Here is a 17,877-nt window from a genome sequence, read left to right as displayed (position 1 = left end):
TCTCCATCAGTCACTCCCCCGCCGAGCTGGCCGATCTTGAAGCGAGCGACTCATTCCAAGATCGGCCCGCGTGCTCATCAGGCCCGGTCGAGAGCCCCTTCCTTGATTGCTTGCATCAGGCTTCCGAGCTGCGCCCGGTTCACGACGAGCCGTCCGCCGTCCGGGTCCATTGAGTCCCTGACCCCGACTCCTTCGGGCAGCACGGCCAGTTCGATGCACGCTTCATCGGTCGCGCCACCGCTGTACGAACTCTTGCGCCACGCGGTAGTCATGCGTACTCCTCCATCACCTTGCAGATCAGAGCCCTGGAGGCGTCCTCATGGAGGGCTTTCGCTCCAATCCGCTCGAAGTCGATGCTCAGTTGCCTTACCTCGGACGGGACCTCCACCAGGCGGCCTCCACGAAACGCCCCAATGTAGGCGATGTCCCGAGCTTCCAGACTCATGATCTGAAACGGGCCGTCAAGACCTATATACGCCCCGGCCGACCTCGGGATGACGCGAATGATCACATTGGAACGCTCGCCGAACTCCAGCAGGCGTTGAAGCTGCGCCTTCATCACCTCTGCGCCGCCGACTGGACGGTAAAGGACACCCTCGTCCAGCAACACGAGCAGCAGCGGGCCAGAGGAGCCACCCAGAAGCGTCTTCTGACGAGCCATGCGTGCAGAGACGGCAGCCTCGACGTCAGCAGTACCGCCGACCTCCACGAACGCGCGGGCGTAGTCCTCAGTCTGGAACGGGACGGGGATGACCTGGCCCTGATAAACCCTGATCACAGTCGCCTGTGACTCGTACTGGGTGTACTGCCTGAACCAGTCGGGCTCATGCGCTGTACGGGCGAACCAAATCAGCATTTCGAAAAGCCTAGGCGTGTTGTACTTTTTGTCCAGCGCTCTCGCTTGGTCGTCGTGCAGCTTGAGGCGCCCGGCCTCCATGTTGGAAACAGTCGAGCGAGCAGCGTTGATGATCTGCCCGCATTGGGTCAACGAGTGATCATGCTTCTCTCGTTCGAAGCGCAGTGCGTACGCCAGAAAGTGCCACAGAGAGATCTTGGGGTCGAGCGGCTCCCTGGTGTTGGCCATGCACCCTCCACTGTTTCCGGATTTCCCAGATACGCGCGAGGTTATCTCCTCTGCCTGATCCTGGAGATAGAAATCCGGAAACACACAAGGGAAGGCGGGGCGATGCTCACAACGCCCGACTGCCTGCTGATGCCTATGCTGGCCTCGAAGGCCGCGCCTGGCCTCGCACGCACACTGACGCGAACGCGACTGCACAATTGGGGCTGTACGCACATTTCGGACGATGCATTCCTGATCGTCTCGGAATTGATCACCAACGCCGTGGCAGCGACGCCCGGCAAGGAGATCCGCTACCAGTGCAGCCGCGACACCGCCGGCGTCCTCATCGCGGTATGGGACGCCAGCCCGACCCCTCCACGAGTACACCCGCTGACCGAGCTGACGCTCGAAACGCTGGACGTCTCCGAGGAGAACTGGGACGACAACGGCGGCCGGGGCCTCCCGATCGTCACGGCCCTCGCCACCGAGTGCGGCCACACCCCCGACCCATCCGGCGGCAAGTGGGTCTGGGCTCGTCTCAAGCCCTGACAGGACGGCGAAGCCAGCGGCGTGCTGTTCACGCGGAAGGTTCCTCCGACCAGCACGCCGCACCGCCCCCGGCGGCACGCCTTCACCGCAGCCTCGCCGCAGAGGCTGCCCTGTGGCTCCTCGCCGGACCAATCCGATCACGAGGTAGCCCCTCGCCGCCTGCCTGGAAATGCATCCAGCAAGAGTTGCCCGGCCCATGGCAGAAGACCACCAGCGAGCCCCGCAAGGACACCTGCGATGAGCAGGGCGCGGTTACCTGCGGCCTCTCCCGACAAGTATGTGTACGCCGCATACTCCTGCTGCATGGTGGCCGACTCCTGCGGGAAAACTCCCAACCTCTCAGGCTCTTTATCAGAGGCTTGCAAGGTAACTCCGAGCCGGTCATCCCTGCCCGCTCCCGAGTCTCTTCTGTACTGCGAGGTCAGATACAAAAGCCTGACGACAATATTCCACCTCTTAGGGCTGGAAGTCTTCAGAGACTCATCACGGACCGGAAAGTACTCAACGTCGCGGTCAAATACAGCCCTGGGAACATTGACGACCCAAACGGTTGGCGTCGTCACCGAAAGACGAAAACCGGACACGCTGAAGAAGCTTTGCAGCAGATCGCCTGAAACGGAGACTTCATGACGCCCCTTGCCATCGCCGCATGACATACCTTTGACACGCTGGACGCCTCGCTCTTCCGCCGGTGATCCAGCCGCGGAGACCCCGGAAGACGCTTCTATGTTGCGCAACTTCGCCTGATTGAAGAGCCCCAACGCCCAGGGCATGCAAGCTTGCGCCTTCCGCGCCCCTTGCATCTTCACTGTCAGGTACATCTGGGTATTTACCTGACCTTGCTCCGATGGGGGTTCCCCAGTAGCGAGTGCATGCTTGACTTCTACATCAACAAGATCAGTCTTCTCGGGGAGATAGACGGTTATCACGCCGTCGAAATGTTCTGACGGCGCTGGCGGCGCCGAAACAGTGAAGCGATCCCAGGCAGCAACAGCCAAAGCAATCCCGAGCCCTGCAAAAACGAAAGCCAACACGACTTTCAACTTGGAGTTCTGAGCTCCAACTTCCTGAGACGCCGGGGAACGGCCCGGCGGCTCTCCTTCTCCCCCTTGAGGGTTATGTTGCCGCTGGCCCGAAGATGCCTGACGCAACAGACGAATCAGAGCGGCCGCTAAGGTCAGCCCACTAATGAGCGTCAAGACCTTACGCAAGCCAGCCCAGCCCCTCTCACCTTCGGGCAACCTGCCATCCAACGGATGAATAACAACCGCCCGGCCAGCAGGACGCAATCGAGTCCAGCGCAACCCATCTACGCCGAGGAATCTTCGCCGCCGGGCGTCCACCCCTCAGCCTTCGCCCGCTCCAACCGCTCCGAGAACACAGCATGCGCCTGCCGATACTCAGCCTCCCGATCGGCCTTGTAGAACGGCGCTCGGTACCCCACTGGAACAGATGAGTCGGCACCCGAAGCAAGATAGTCCATCAATTGATCAAAGTGCACCCTTGATTGGACGTACCCATAAGCGTTGTGATTCTTCGCGATCTTTCGGCCGTCAGCGTCGAACCAAATGTTCGATTCATAGTCAGCAAGAACTGGGTAGCGCGAGCGGTAGACCGCAATCAACTGCTCAACGGTCATCCCGAGCAGCAATGAAACCAGCGCGTCAATCTCAACCAAAGCCGCTCTACGCTCTCGCTCTGATCGCAACGGTGTAACAGGACCCCATTCTCTGTCTACGGCCTTAGGGGAACTCAATGGCTTAATCCCCGGCCAATATGCAGCCCATTCATCACTCAACCAAGAGTCGTCATACAATTCACCCCAAAGACCAGCATAGTCTCTGGTAAGGCAGTTGAGGCGAAGGGTTCTTAGCAACAAGCTTCGCGCCAAAGGATGATCAGAATCAGGTGCTGGCATAACCCGGGCGTCCGCCTTGCGAAGATCCGAGCGGCCGCTTATTCGCAGCAAGTAGTCGAGCGGGAGTGCCGCCCAGAAGCCCGCCGTCAAAGCGGTGAAGCGATTGTCAATGACAGCCATCGTATGAACGGCATCTACATGAGCCGGCCCTGGCGGCAGTATCGCGGCGTAAAGCGACCGCTCTCCATTGAAAGGAATCATGCGTCGCCAGGCCAGCCGATAAAACTTAGTGTATACCCCGGCTCGACCATGGATAGACCATCGGTCTTGCGCGTTGCGATATTCGTCAAGCCCTGAGGCTCGTCTGTAGTTTGTCGCCGGGATTGCGTCTACCGGTAGGTCATTTAGGTCTTGAGCACGGTCCGAACTCTTGAACCTAGGCGGCTCCTTAGCGAAAGGGGTAGCAACACTGATGTGAGATCCCTGGAGGATGACTTCTTCCAATACCTCCGGTCTCCCTACCTGCCAGCGGATCAGCCCGTTGCTCTTGTCGTTCGCCTCATCATATCCCCGACTGATAGCGGGATTACTAGCACCCAATCTCCTTTTGTAATTTGCCAGAACGCCGATTGCGTCGACTTCACCTGTTGTAATCGGATAGAGGAGGGGAGTCTGCTCGACTGGCACGTTCGCTGCACTCAGAAGTCGTCGCCATTCAGCCAGCACACTTTTATTCACTTTAATAATTCTTGCCCTATGCGGCCTTACATCCCACTTGCCTTGGTATTTAATTCCGGGCGTTTCTCCCGTTCCGTCATCATTAAGTGATCCAAGAATCACGTTACTGTCATAGAGGTCACTGAAATGGAGGAAGTCCACGTCACCTTCGACGCCATAAATATGGAGACCAAATTCTTGTGTACGACTAAGATCCTCGAATGCCCAGTTTGCTGCGTTGATGAATTTTGCATGAATACGAAGGTGCCTATAGGCTCTTGAGCGAAGCAAACCTTCCTTCACTCCACCGAAATGCGTGTCTGGGTGAATGAATCCAATAACCCCAGTTGGGCTAATGTTCCGCCAAGCACGACACATGAATGCACGGTAGAGGTCAGGTTGCGTTCCCGAGAGCAGTGAGTAGACGCTCCCTGATCCAATAAACTCCACCATGCCTGCGTGTTCGGCCATGGCATGCAGGAAGTATTCCACTGTCACCGGCTCCTGCAAGAGAGCACTCTTACGGGAGAGGCGGTCAGATAGGCTTGGCTTATCCACGAGCACGAACCAAGGCTCAACCTCAGCAAGAATTGCTGCCTCTTCCCAGCGCGGACGCACCCAGGGAGGGTTGCCCACCTGAAGGTCGAAGCCACCCCTTTGGAAGATTTGTGCGAACTGGAGTTCCCAGTGGAAGCAGCCCTGCTGCCTGGCGATGTTTTCGACAGTGTTGAGCCAAGGGAAACGCTCATTGAGCTTGAATTCGTTGTCCATGCCCATCCAGGCAGGGAGTTGGTCTTCGTGCTCGCCCAACTCTCCCAACGACGCGAAGTGGGCACCGAGGGAGTCTTCCGGGATGTCCGTGGTGCCGAGGAGGGCCTCGGCGAAATCGAGCCAGTCGTCCAGGTCCGCGAGCGGGATTACTGAGCGGCGCTCGACGCGGGCGGGCTTGCGGGGTGACTTGGGCCGCGGCTTCGACTGGTTGATCGGGATCTGGACAGGGGTCTCCCCGAAGAGCGACGCCGCCTCCCAGCTTTGCGGGAATCCGGTCGGGTCGGGGTCCGGCGCCTCAATGACGGCGGGGGCGGGCGGGACGCTGTCGAGGACGTTCTCCTTCAACCGCTCGTAGATGCCGTCCGAGCCGTCCAGCAGGCCGGCCTTGTCGAGGGGCCAGAACCAGAGGGCGCACCACGTGTCCATCAGCGTCTTGAGGCGCCAGAAGGGCGTGCCCGGATACATCAGGTCTTTGAGAATTTGCTCGCGGGAGACGATCTCCTCCCCCGGCTCGCGGAGGTCGTCCGCTCCCCAGACCTGAATACGGCGGCTGATGTCCTTCTCGGACAGCTCCAACCGCTTGATGACCAGCTCCCACAGGTACTCCGCGCGGCAGGCGAGGCCCTGGAGGCGTTGGACCTGGGTGAGCTTCTGTCCCTGCTTCTTCTTGGTGGACGGGTCCTTGAGCATTCCCTTGCGCCAGTCGCCGAGGCGCTTGGCGTCGTCGAGCGCGAGGTTCTTGGCTTCCTTCTCGCTCGCCACCGCACCCCAGCCCTGGGCGGGCAGCAGAAAGTGATGGATGTGGCCGTCGGGGATCGGCCCGTCGCGGAAGGGGTGGTCCTTCGGCGCGGTGGTGAGCCACGCCTTCTTCTTGAGGTGGTGCGCCTCGTACAGGCGGCGGCCCGCGCCGATGAGCGAGTTGCCCCGGCGCAGGTGCAGGCCGAACCATGGAGCTTGCAGGCCTCGGTGCATGACGTTCAGCCACAGCGAGACCTCGGCCAGTTCGACGGCCGTCTCGTTGAGGTCCACCCCATACGAATTGTGCAGGGCGATGTACGCCTTGACCTTCTGGAGTTCTTCCGTGTAGCGGTCGGGTTCGAGGCTCTGGTTCTTCTCGGCCTGTCGCCTCTTGAGGTACTCGGCGGCGACCTGGTTCATGGCCTCGTTGAGGAACGCGCCGGAGCCGAGGGCGGGTTCGCAGATCGTCCAGTCGAGGATCTCGCGGGCCTTGGTGGTCGTCCCGTCCTGGTCGAGGCGTTCGCGAAGCGCGAGCTGCACGGTGACCTGCGTCAGGGACTCGGGTGTGTAGTAGGACGCGCTGGTCTGGCGGTCGCGGCCGGCGAGCCGATAGACAAAGGCGCCGGGCTTGTAGCGGACGCGCTCGTCGGTCTTGATGCCGTTCTCGTCCACGCGGCGGACGAAGACGGCGTCCTCGTAGTCGTCGGCCTTGGAGGCGGGGATCATCCAGGAGCCGTCCTTGGGGTCGCCGTTCTTGGCGACCTCGTACAGCTCCTCCTTCGCGATGAACCCCGTGTACGACATCAGCCCCTCGTACACCGCGCCGAGCTGGTTGATGCCGAGTTGCGCGTACGAGATGAAGCCGCCGCGTTCCTTGCGCTTGCCCTTGGCGAGCATGAGGAGGCGCAGCACCTTGTACAGAGCCTCGTTGCGGAGGCGGGTGTCGATGGGCTTGGAGTCGGGGTCGTCCTCGTCGAGGTCGATCGCGGCCTTGCCGATGAAGCGGGTGCGTTCGGGGTTGAAGAGGTCCGACTTGAGGGGTTCGAAGCGGAGACCTTCACCGTCCGAGCCGAGGGTGCGGCCGGCGCCGCGCGGGTTGCGGCCGTCGTTGACCATGCGGAACAGCAGGTCGAGCGACTCGTAGAGGTGGACGCTGCGGCGCGACTCCTCCGAGACCAGGTCGCGGACGATCAGGTCGCCGAGGCGGGCCATGCTGTAGCCCCTGACGTACGCCTCGTCGTCGGTGGGGAGGATGCCGAGTTCCGGGCGGGCCTCGGCGTACAGCAGGAACAAGATCCGGTAGAGGTAGCGGAGGGCTTCGCGGCCGAGTTCCTTGGCAAAGGCCGCCGGTTCCATGACCTCTTCGGGGCGGACACCCTGTTCCCTCATCCGGTCGAGGACCTCGTTGGCGATGATCTCGACGGATTCGCGGAGTCCTTCGCGCAGCTCCTTGGACACGCCGACGGCGTGCTGGCGGGAGCCGGAGAGCAGTTCGGCGAGGGGTTCGGCTCCGCCCTCCTCGGGCGGGAGCAGCGAGTCGGCGCTGAACAGGGCGGCGATCGTCTCGATCTCGGCGGTCGCGGCGGTGCTGCGGCCGAGCGCGACGTCCAGGCTGACGGCGAGGTACCGTCCCTCGCCCCACGTCATCCGGTCCGCCAGGATCACCACGCCGCCCACGAGGATCAGCACGTAGCGGGGCGGCTCGTCGGCGGCGAACAGCCACGACGCGAGCTTGTCCCCGGTGCGGAGCATGTGCGGGTGGTCGAGTTCGACGGGGGTGAGGAGCCGTCCGGCGCTGCTGGTGTCGAGGGCGGCGTCGACGTCCGGGGCCCATCCGCACTCGATCGCTATGACGCTGGAACGGTCGGCCGGCTCGGCGTGCGCGACGGCGACCTCGTACTGCTTGTCCGACCGCTCGACCGTCAGGACGCGCGGCTCGGCGTCGAAGCCCAGGGCGCGGAGGACGTCGCCGTGCAGATCGTGGAGTGCCTTCTTCCACTCCTCGATCTTCGGAAGGTCCTTGCCGTCGCGGACGGTCTCCATGGCGTCGGCGAAGAACGGACGGTCCTTGAAGTAGCTGCGCTTGAGGCCGCGCAGGCCGGTGCGCGGGGTGGGGTGCCCGTCCTTCTCGGCCTCGGTCCAGCGGGCGAGCAGCCCGTCCTTCTTCTTCAGGTCCTTGGGGAGGACCTCGGCCAGGTAGTGGGCCGAGAAGTAGTCGCCGCGGTTGACGATCGAGTCGTACGTCACGAGTCCCCCTCAAGGACGGCGAGGATGCGCAGCAGCGGCTCACCCGTCGTCTCCAGGCTCTTGAGCAACTGCTTCTGGTCGGCGACGGTGCCGGTCACCTGCCCGCGCTTCTTCGCGCCGTGCGATGTCCCGTCCAGGCTCTTCAAGCTCTCCCGCTCCCACAGTTCGAGCTGCCCGTCGTACTCCCGGAGGGGCCGCGCCACCTCGTCGTCGTGCCGGTCGCGCTGCTCGTCCAGGTGGCGGCGCGCGGCGTGGATCGCCGGCTCGATGAGGGGCGTGAGTCCTTCGATGTCGGGCGTCCGGCTCGTGTTGATCATCGTGGGGCCGACCCCGGCCTCGGTGAGGACCTCGGTCATGTCGCGGACGACCGGCGCGCCCGGCAGGCCGCTGATCGCCATCCAGTCGACCACCGTGGGCTGACCCAGCGCGTTGGAGTAGATGCCCTGGACGAGGAACGTCGGCTCGTCCACCCTCGCGGCGATGACGGGCGCGGCCCGCCGGACGAGCTGCACCTGCACCTTGTCCACCAGCCACTCGACCATCGGGTGCAGGTCGGACAGGTACGCGATGTCCGGCCACATGGTCTTGGTGCGGCGGGCCTCGTCCAGCTTGCGCTGCGCGAGGCCCCGGTCGAAGGTGACCTTCATCCGTTCGGTGATCTTGTGGGTGCGCAGGTAGGACGCCGGCAGCGCGGACAGCCGATGGACGAGGTCGGGGGGCGGCTCGAACGCGAGCAGCCCGCCGTCGTCATCGACGCGCAGGTGCGGGCACACCGTGCGCAGCGCCTCCCGGACGAACTCCTCCGTCGACCCGAACAGCTTCGGGACGCGGGCGCGCCTGACCTCCGCGCGTGCCTCGCCCTGCTCCACCGCGCCGAACAGCTCGGCCATGAAGTCGACCGGCGGCGCCTCCGCGAGGGACTCCTCGACCGACTTACCCCTGAGGAGGTCCTTGATGAGCCGGTCCTCCTCCTTCTTCGCCGTGAATTCGCGGGTGACGGCCTCCGCCGTCCCGATGCTGCGGTGCGCCTCCTCCTCCCGCTTGAGGAGCTTCTCGGCGACGGTCGTGTCGTCCAGCGCGCCCTCGGTCCGCGAGGTCAGGACGATCGCACGGAACTGCGGCTCGTGCTCCTGCCCGTACCGGTCGATGCGGCCGTTGCGCTGCTCGATCCGGATCAGGCTCCACGGCAGGTCGTAGTGAATCAGGTGGTGGCACTGGCGGTGCAGGTTAACGCCCTCGGACGCCACGTCTCCGGTGAACAGCAGCCGGACCTTGCTGTCGGAGAGGGAGAACTCCTCGACGATCTCCTGCTGCCGCTGGTCGGAGAAGCCGCCGTGCATAATCCGCACCTGGTCGGCGGCAAGGCCCAGTTCGGCGGGCACGATCCGGGCGAGCCACTCCAACGTGGGGATGCTCTCGGAGAAGACGACCGCGCGCATCGTGCCCCTGGCCTTCACGCCGATGTTCTTCAGCTCGTCCACGAGGGTCCCGAGCTTGGCGGAGTCGTGGTCGCCCATCTGGTCGACAAGGAAGGCCAGATTGTTGAGCGCCTCGATCTCGCGCGCCTCGGTCGCGTTCTTCAGCCGCTTGGCGACGGTCGCGCCGAGCGCGACGTGTGACGACAGGAACGCCTTCGCGAGCGTGTAGGGGAACAGGCGCCGGTCGGCGTCCAGCACCGAACTTCCGGTGCGGTCGGGGCCGGGCAGCCAGACCTCCGCCAGCTCCGCGAAGATCGCTTCCTCCTTGGGCGTGGCGGGCGCGCGCAGCGAGATGGACGGGCCTCGGTCGGGCCACCGGCCGCGGATCCGGTCGCGGACCTCGTCACTGATCTTCGTCCGGCGGATGTAGAGGTGGTCGATGTCGGACGCCGCATACCGCTTCGGGTCGGCGATGGCGGCGGGGTCGAGCAACCCGATCAGCTCGGCGAACGACTTGGCGTCGCCGTTGTGCGGGGTCGCGCTCGCCAGCAGCAGCGCGTCGGTGTGCTTGGCGAGGAGGCGGGCCAGCTTGTTGCGAAGGTTGCCCTCGTTGATGAGGTTGTGGGACTCGTCGATGACGACGGCGTCCCAGTGCATGTTCTCCAGGTGCTGCCCGTACCGTCCCTGGTTCTTGAGGGTGTCGACGGAGATGATGACGCGCTTGTAGTACAGGAACGGGTTCCGCCCGGCGGGGATGTCGCGCTGGATCCGCTCGATGCCGACCGAGTCGAGCCGGACGAGCGGGATCGCGAACCGCGTCCACAGCTCATGCTGGAACTGCTCCAGGACCTGCTGCGGCGTCACGACGAGGATGCGTTCGCCGCGTCCCCGGCGGATCAGCTCCGCCAGGATCAGTCCGATCTCCAGGGTCTTGCCGAGGCCGACGACGTCCGCGAGCAGGATGCGGGGCCGCAGCCCCTTCAGCGCCAGCTCCGCCGGACGCTGCTGGTAGGTGAGCGGGTCGAGGAGGAACCGGTCCGCCAGCGCCAGGCCGCGCTCGGACTGCGGCAGCGGCGTGCGGCGCAGCACCGACTCCAGGTACAGGCGGCTGCGCGCGAACGCCGAGGACTCGTCGGCGACGAGCCGGGTGTCCTCGGGACGGAGCTGGACGATGTCGTCGATCCCGGTGAAGAAGACCGCGTCCTCGTCCCGCACGAACTCCGAGACCCCTACAGCGGTGATCTTGAAGCCGTCGCGGGGGGTGGGGGTGCAGGTGCGCACCATCCACTCCGCGTCGCGGACCTCGACGCGCGCGCCCGGCGCATACGGGGTCGCTGTCTCTGCGGAGGAGGTCACTCGGCTGGCTCCTAACGGGTCGTTCTCGCGGGGGTCGGACGGTGGGCCGGGGCGGGCCGCCGGTCAGAGTCTGGAGCCGGGCGCGTAGGCGAGGGCCAGCCGGTCCGCGAGCGACGCCACGACCGGACGGGGCACCGAGCGCTCCCGATGCCGCGAGCGCGCGGGACGCCGGGGCGGCTCGATGTCGGACGGCGGATCGTCAGGCCGCTCGACGTAGGTGAGCGTCGCGAAATGGATGCGGGCGTCGCGCGCCGACATCCCGGCGGCGTCCAGCATGCGGCGGAACTCGGCGGACGCCTCCGCCGGGGTCGGCCGGGACTCCGCGGCGTACTCCAGCATCGCCTCGACCACCGGCGCCAACGACGCGGGCAGGCCCGACATGTCCGGCCTCAGGTCGGGGTTCATGATCGCGTAGTAGAGGGCGTGCTCGTTCTTGTGTTTGTACGGGTAGTGCTTGGTCAGCGCGTAGAGCAGCGTGGCGCCCGTCGCGTACACGTCGGCCGCCGGCGTGAGGTCCTTCGCCGACTCGACCTGCTCGGGCGGCATGAAGACGGGCGTGCCGAGCCGCGTGCCGGTCCGGGTGAGGTTCTCGTCCGTCTCTTCCAGGGCGACGAGGCCGAAGTCGATGACCTTGGGACCGTCCGGGCCGAGGACGATGTTGCCGGGCTTGAGGTCGCGGTGCAGGACGCGGGCGGCGTGGATGTCGGCGAGCGCCTCCGCGAGCATCACGCCCAGCGCCGCCCCCATCTCGGCGGTGAGCGCCGGGCGCACCGACAGGTAGTCCCTCAGCGTCTCTCCGCGCACGTAGTCCATGGCCAGCCACGGGCTGTCGGCGCCCGGCTCGGAGGCGGCCACCAGACCCGCGACGCGCGGCCCCTGAACCATGCCCATCGCGAGCACCTCGCGGTCGAACCGCTCGCGCATCGTTGGCTGGTTCGCCATTCCGTCCCGGATCACCTTGACGGCGACCTGCTCCGCGTCCGGCGTGACCCCGAAGTAGACGGCGCCCATTCCGCCCTCGCCGAGCCGGCCGTGCAGCTCGATGCCGCCGATCGTCCGCGGATCGGACGGTTCGAGCGGCTTCATCGGCACCAGCTTCCCCAGGACGGCACTGACCAGGGTCGTCCTGCCTGACGACCGGCCGGGCAGCCAGGATAGATCTGCGCGCGAGGCGGAGACACCGTTCTCCGACGGTTGCGGAACGGTGACCGTGCGAACCCGGGAGCGGGTCCTCCGCGATGCATCCCACCGGTGCTCCTCCTGACTACGCATCGTCCCAGGTCGGACTGGGGAGAGAACCGAAGTTCCCTGGTCAGGGCGCATCGGAAGCCGGTGTTTTCCCGGAAGCCTGACACGGCTGGCCGTATTCGGACACGGTCTCCGGTCAACCGGCCCACCGCCGGAGAGTCGTGCGAGGACCGGCACCGTTGGGCGGCTGCTCACCAACCTGGATTCCAGCCTGCGCATCATCGCGCTGCCCGAGGACGGCGTCCCGACAGCGCTCGAAGCCGTCGTCACGCGGAAACACCAAGCTCGCGCTGGACGCAGCGCATAGAGACAGCCTTCGCGGCCCGTGTGCCGCCCGGTCCGTGCGTCCGGGTGTTCAGGCAGTCTGTTGAGCCGAGGCGCAGGTTCGCGGTACATCCGGCAAGGGACGCGGGTCACTCGGGCGACAGTTTGGATGCTGCTTCTCGTACGCTCCGGACTGGGTCGTTGACGGCGCGGTCGCGTAGGAGGCTCTGGGTGTCCGGGTCGGCCGGGTGGGCGGCGGCCAGGGCCTCTAGTGCGTCGCGGCGCATGGTGAGGTCGGGGTCGTTGACGGCGCGGTCGCGGAGTAGGGCGAGCGTCTGCGGGTCGTCCGGCCAACCGTCGGTCGTCGCCCTCATGGCGCCTTGCCGCACGCGCCAGTGGGCGTCGTCGGCCGCGCGGTCGCACAGCCACGCGAGGGTTTGCGGGTCATCCGGGCGGGCGGCGGCCACGGCCCGCACGGTCTCCCACCGGACGAAGTCGTCGCGGTCGTTGACGGCGCGACTACGCAGCCAGGCGAAGGCCTTCGGGTCGTCTCGCCAGCCCTCGGCCACCGCCCGGAGGGCCTCTCGCCGGACGGCCTCCTCGCGGTCGTTAGTCGCACGGGCGCGCAGGAATTCGAGGGTCCGCGGGTCGTCGGGCCAGCCGTCGGCGACCGCCCGGATGGCCGCCTTTCGTACCGGGAAGTCCGGGTCCCTGATGCCTCGATCGCGCAGGAGGCCGAGGGTTCGCGGGTCGTCCGCCCAGCCGTGGGCCACTTCTCGTGTTGCCACCAACCGCACGTTCCCGTGCAGGTCGCGGACGGCACGATCGCGCAGCCAGGCGTGGACGTGTGGATCGTCCTGCCAGCCCTCGGCCACCGCGACCGGTTCCCACTGCAGGGCCGCGTTGAGGTCGCCAGCGAGATGATCATGCAGTCCGGCCAGGGGCGGCGGCTCGGCCGGGACGCGGCAGGCCTTGTCGACGATCTTGATCTGCGCCAGCAGGCCCGCCGCCCTCACCGTGGCGGCCAGCATTTCGGCGGTCGTCCAGAGGCCGTCCCGACGTCTGCTCATGGCGCCATCTTCGCAACCGGGGGGCGGTGTCGCGCGTCCCATTGAGGGCCGCTTCGAGTGCAATTCTCTGGGGAGCGGGCCTTCTGGCACTCTGGCGGCAAACGGGGTGAAAGTGATGCGGGGGTGTGGATGGCCGGGGACACGCTGACGCGAGAGCGGATCGGGCATCTGTACGACTACCTGAGCGCGCTCGCCCAGGAGGTCTACGCCAAGCCCGTCCGGCATGTCGGGGATCATGACGTGGCGGTGTCGCCGGGCGACCTGCCGTCCCATCCGGCCGTGCGGGCGGGGGCGGCGGCCGGGGAGGCGTGGCTGCGCGTCGGCAAGGTGGCGAGGCCGCTGCCGCCCGGCCTGCCCGCCGAGCTTCGCGAGCCGTTCCGCGACGTGGTCCGGGACGATCCGTACGTCGCGCCGGAGGCCCCCGATGATCTCGCCTGGCGTGTCGGGGCCCTGACCGAGGACGATCCCGCGGCGGTACGGGTACGTGCGGCCTTCGAAGAGTGGCGTGAGCAGGTGTGGACGCCCTGGGCCGAGGCCGCGCGGGAGGCGATGGCCGCGCGGCGCCTGTACGAGACGCTGTTCCGGCTCCGGCAGCGGATGCGCGCCGACGAGGCCACGCACGAGCTGGTGTGGGGCCACGGCGTCCTCGGGTGGAAGCACGGCGGGCATCGCGTCTGCCATCCGCTGCTGATCACGCGGGCGCGGATCGCGTTCGACGAGCGGTCCGGTGAGATCTCGATCGTCCCGGACGGGATACCGGCGCTGGAGCTGGACTGCCTGCAGGGGCTCGGCGTCCCCGGGATCGACCGGCTGAACGCGGTCGTCGAGGAGGTGCGCGACACGGCGGTCGATCCCTGGGCGCCGGACGGGACGCGGGCCCTGTACCGGCGGATCCTCGCGCCGCTCGGTCTCGACGACCGGCTCGAAGACGGCCCGGATCTCCCGGACGCCGGTCCCTCGCCGGTCATGGCCGAGACGTGGCGGCTGTTCGTCCGCAGGCGCCGCGTCATGTTCCTGCGCTTCTTCGAGCGGCTCAAGGCCGCCGTCGCGGACGGGGAACGGCTGCCCGCTCCGATGGTGGCGCTCGCCGCCGGGGAGGACGCGGCACGGGACGCTCTGGCGGCCGGCGACGCCGACTGGGCGCCGGTCGCCGAGCAGCTGCTGCTCCCCCTCGCGGCCAACGACGAGCAGGAGCAGATCGCGCGCAAACTCGCCCGGCACAGCGGCGTCACCGTGCAGGGCCCGCCCGGTACCGGCAAGAGCCACACGATCGCCAACCTCGTCTCCCATCTGGTCGCGCACGGCAAGCGGGTCCTGGTCACCGCGCACAAGGACCAGGCACTCGCCGTCCCGCGCGAGAAGATCCCGGCCGAGCTGCGGGACCTGTCGCTGGCGGTGCTGGGGTCGTCGTCCGCGGACCTCACGGAGCTGCAGCGGTCCGTCCAGGCGATCACGGCCGCGGCCGACGGTGTCGACGAGGAGCGCGAGGAGAGGGCGACGGCCGCGCTCCGCGAGCGGCTCGACCGGGTGCAGGGGGACGTGGCGGTGCTGCGCAAGCGGCTCCGCGACTCGCTGGAGCGCGAGCAGGAGAGCCTGGAGGTCGGCGGGTTCCGGCGCACGGCGGCGGAGGTCGCCGACTGGCTCGCCGAGAACGAGGAGGCGCTCGCCCGCGTCCCCGATCCGCTGACCACGGCGTCCGCCTGCCCGCTGGACGCGTCCGAGCTGGCCGAGTTCTACGCGCTCGCCGGCGCCATCGAAGGGCGCGACGCGGCTGTGGCGACCATGGATCTGCCGACCGCCGGGCGGCTTCCCGCCGGCGCCGACCTCACCGCCCGCTGGGACGAGTTGCGCAGGCTCCGTGAGGCCCTGGCCGGCCTCCGGGAGTACGTCGCCGACCTCACGCGCGTCGACGGCGTCCCGCAGGAGGAACTCGCCGCGCTCGCCGAGCACACCGGGCAGGCGGCGCGCGCGCTCGAAGGGCTCCAGGAGCCGTGGCTGGCGCGGCTGCGCGAGCAGGTCGCCCAGAACCCGCAGTGGCACGCGCTGTGGGACGGGCACGCGCGGCGGCTCGCCGAGGACACCGGGGAGTGCGCGCGGCTCCGGTCGATCATCGCGGGGTCGGCGGTCGAGCTTCCGGCGGGCGTCACCCGCCGCGAGACCCTCGGCTTCCTGGAGCAGGCGCGGGCGCGCTTCGCCCAGGGCAGGGGCGTGTCCCCGCTCGTGCAGCGCGGGCTCGCCCAGTTCCTCAAGGGCACGAGCCTGGACGGCGAGGCGCCGCGGACCGCCGCCGACATCGACAAGATGACCGCGTTCGTGGAGCTGGGCCGGCGGCGGGAGACGGCCGTCCGGCTGTGGCGGGACGAGCTGGTCGCGGCGCTCGGCGCACCCGACCCGCCGGGCGGGGGCGGTGCGGTGGAGATCTGGATCGACGCGGAGGTCCAGAAGATCCACACCGCACTGGCCTGGGAGACCGCCCACTGGCCGGGGCTGCGGGCGCGGCTGGCCCGGGTGCTCGCCGCCGAGGCCGTCCCGGCACGGCCCGTCCCGGACGATCTGGACCGGCTCGCCGCCGTCCTCGGCGGGCTGCGGGCGCGCGCCCGGGAGCGGCAGGTGCGCGCGGACTTCGACTCGCTCGCCGCCCACCTGGCGGAGGCCCGCCGGCGGGACGGCGCCGCCCCGCTGTGGGCCGACCTCGCGACCGCGCTGGAGCGGGGCGACGCCGCGGCTTGGGACTCCGTGCTCGCGGACGCGTCCCGGCTGGCCGCCCTCCGGCCGCAGGTGGCACGGCTCGACGACCTGCGCGGAAGGCTCGCCGCGACCGCGCCGCGGTGGGCGCGGCGGATCCTGGAGACCGGCGGGGACGCGGACGCCTGCGGCGACCCGGCGCGGCTTGAGGGGCTGTGGCGGTGGCGGCAGGCGGAGACGTGGCTCCGCGCGATCATCGACGCCGACGACCTCGGGCAGGTGCAGCGGCGGCTCGACGAGGCCCAGGAGGAGCAGCGCCGCCTCACGCTGGAGCTGACGCGCCGGTCCGCGTGGCTCGCCATGAAGCGGGGCCTCGGGCACACCCAGCGGCAGGCCCTGGTGGGCTGGCTGCAGACCCTCCGGAAGATCGGCAAGGGCACCGGCGTCAACGCGAACAAGTGGCGGGCCGAGGCGCAGCGGCTCATGCCGGAGGCGATGGGCGCCGTCCCGGTGTGGATCATGCCGTACTACCGGGTCGCCGAGTCCTTCGATCCCGCCGTCGCCGACCCGTTCGACGTCGTGATCATCGACGAGAGCAGCCAGTGCGACGTGTTCGCCCTGGGGCTCCTCGGCCTCGGCCGCAAGGTCGTCGTGGTGGGCGACGACAAGCAGATCAGCCCGTCCGCCGTGGGGGTCCGCCGCGACCGCGTGGACGAGCTGATCCGCACCCATCTGCCGACGTTCCCGAACTCGCTGCTCCTGGACATGGAGTCGAGCCTGTACGACGCGTCCGCGCGGCTCTTCCCCGGTGTGGTGCGGCTGCGGGAGCACTTCCGGTGCCTGCCCCGCATCATCGAGTTCTCGTCCCAGCACTACTACGGCGGTGAGATCCAGCCGCTGCGGGAGGAGTCGGCCGACCGGCTCCCCGGCCCCGCCGTCCGCGCCGTGCACGTCCCGGACGGCGTGCGGCGCGACCTGCCGATCGGCAACGTGAACGAGGCGGAGGCGGACGCGGTCGTCGACCAGGTCGTCCAGTGCTGCTCCGACCCCGCCTACGACGGCCGCACGATGGGCGTCATCTCCCTGCTCGGGACGAGCCGCCAGGCGCAGCTCATCGACGAGCGCCTGCTGGGCAAGCTCGGCCCGGAGGAGTACGAGCGGCGGCTGCTGCGCTGCGGCGACTCCTACGGCTTCCAGGGCGACGAGCGCGATGTGGTCTTCATCAGCGTGGTGTCGGACGGGGAGGGCGCGCCGTTCACGTCCCGGCGCTTCGAGCAGCGGATCAACGTCGCCGCCAGCCGGGCCCGCGACCAGATGTGGGTGTTCCACAGCGTCCGGCCGCACCGGCTGCATCCGGAGGACCAGCGGGCGGCGCTGATCCGCTACGCCGCCGACGGGCAGCGGTCCACCGACCTCGCCCGCGACCTGGAGGCCCGCTGCGACTCCGACTTCGAGCGGCGGCTCCTGCGGATGCTGCTGGGGCGCGGCTATCTGGTCACGCCCCAGCATCCCGTGGGCAACCTGCGGATCGACCTCGTCGTGCGGGGCGGCGGCCAAAGGCTCGCGATCGAATGCGACGGCGACAGGTTCCACGGGCCCGACCAGTGGGAGGACGACCTGCGCCGGCAGACCGTCCTGGAACGGCTCGGGTGGCGGTTCTGGCGCGTCCGCGCCAGCGCCTTCTACCGGGATCCCGAAGCCGCCACGTCCTCGCTGTGGCCTCTGCTCGAATCGCTCGGCATCACACCCGAACCGGGTCCCGGGCCGGAAGGGCCCACGGATACTCCCACGTACGGTCCCCACCTGGATCATCTGGGACCGGACGATGGGATCACGGGCCTGACGTACGTCCCCGGTACGTGAAAAGGGGTGCGGCTCCGGCGCCCGCGTCCG

The 17,877-nt window shown here is 67.8% G+C and carries 9 protein-coding genes; 2 read left to right on the top strand and 7 right to left on the bottom strand.

The window, feature by feature from the left end; genetic code table 11:
* Nucleotides 1-77: 77 nt before the first annotated feature.
* Both BM339_RS08825 and BM339_RS08820 read right to left on the bottom strand, forming a co-directional pair.
* Nucleotides 78-272 carry a DUF397 domain-containing protein gene (locus tag BM339_RS08825; RefSeq protein ID WP_075020467.1) on the bottom strand — a complete coding sequence of 65 codons (195 nt, stop codon included), beginning with the start codon at nt 270-272 and terminating at the stop codon, nt 78-80.
* Entirely contained in the window at nt 269-1,084 is an 816-nt protein-coding gene (locus BM339_RS08820; protein WP_075020466.1) for a DUF5753 domain-containing protein, read from the bottom strand. The genes BM339_RS08825 and BM339_RS08820 overlap by 4 nt, the downstream gene beginning before the upstream one ends.
* Between BM339_RS08820 and BM339_RS52430 the strand changes: the two genes are divergently transcribed.
* Nucleotides 998-1,612, top strand: a complete 615-nt coding sequence (locus tag BM339_RS52430; protein ID WP_337959903.1) for an ATP-binding protein — start codon at nt 998-1,000, stop codon at nt 1,610-1,612. The two genes, BM339_RS08820 and BM339_RS52430, sit on opposite strands and share 87 nt — an antisense overlap.
* 137 nt (nt 1,613-1,749) lie before the next feature.
* Here BM339_RS52430 and BM339_RS48510 read toward each other — a convergent pair whose 3' ends face one another.
* The 5 genes from BM339_RS48510 to BM339_RS08795 all read right to left on the bottom strand — a co-directional run bounded on the left by BM339_RS48510 (nt 1,750) and on the right by BM339_RS08795 (nt 13,299).
* Entirely contained in the window at nt 1,750-2,655 is a 906-nt protein-coding gene (locus BM339_RS48510) for a hypothetical protein (protein ID WP_143118316.1), read from the bottom strand.
* 266 nt (nt 2,656-2,921) lie between these two features.
* On the bottom strand, nt 2,922-7,943 hold the full coding sequence (locus BM339_RS08810) for a restriction endonuclease (protein WP_075020464.1): 5,022 nt from the start codon (nt 7,941-7,943) through the stop codon (nt 2,922-2,924).
* Nucleotides 7,940-10,717: a DEAD/DEAH box helicase gene (locus tag BM339_RS08805; RefSeq protein ID WP_075020463.1), complete on the bottom strand. Its 2,778-nt coding sequence runs from the start codon at nt 10,715-10,717 to the stop codon at nt 7,940-7,942. The genes BM339_RS08810 and BM339_RS08805 overlap by 4 nt, the downstream gene beginning before the upstream one ends.
* A gap of 63 nt (nt 10,718-10,780) precedes the next feature.
* The gene (locus BM339_RS49710) at nt 10,781-11,803 is read right to left on the bottom strand and encodes a serine/threonine-protein kinase (RefSeq protein ID WP_075020462.1); all 1,023 of its coding nucleotides are present in this window, start codon (nt 11,801-11,803) and stop codon (nt 10,781-10,783) included.
* Between the two features lie 575 nt (nt 11,804-12,378).
* On the bottom strand, nt 12,379-13,299 hold the full coding sequence (locus BM339_RS08795; RefSeq protein WP_177287650.1) for a HEAT repeat domain-containing protein: 921 nt from the start codon (nt 13,297-13,299) through the stop codon (nt 12,379-12,381).
* A gap of 129 nt (nt 13,300-13,428) precedes the next feature.
* Here BM339_RS08795 and BM339_RS08790 point away from each other — a divergent pair, with 129 nt between their 5' ends.
* Nucleotides 13,429-17,847, top strand: coding sequence for an AAA domain-containing protein (locus BM339_RS08790; protein ID WP_177287649.1), 4,419 nt, complete (start codon nt 13,429-13,431; stop codon nt 17,845-17,847).
* The last annotated feature ends 30 nt before the right edge of the window (nt 17,848-17,877 follow it).

This window comes from Actinomadura madurae (assembly GCF_900115095.1).
GTDB classification, from domain to species: Bacteria; Actinomycetota; Actinomycetes; order Streptosporangiales; family Streptosporangiaceae; genus Spirillospora; species Spirillospora madurae.
Note: the sequence above shows the minus strand (reverse complement) of the source record. Positions and strands in the feature narration are given on the sequence as shown.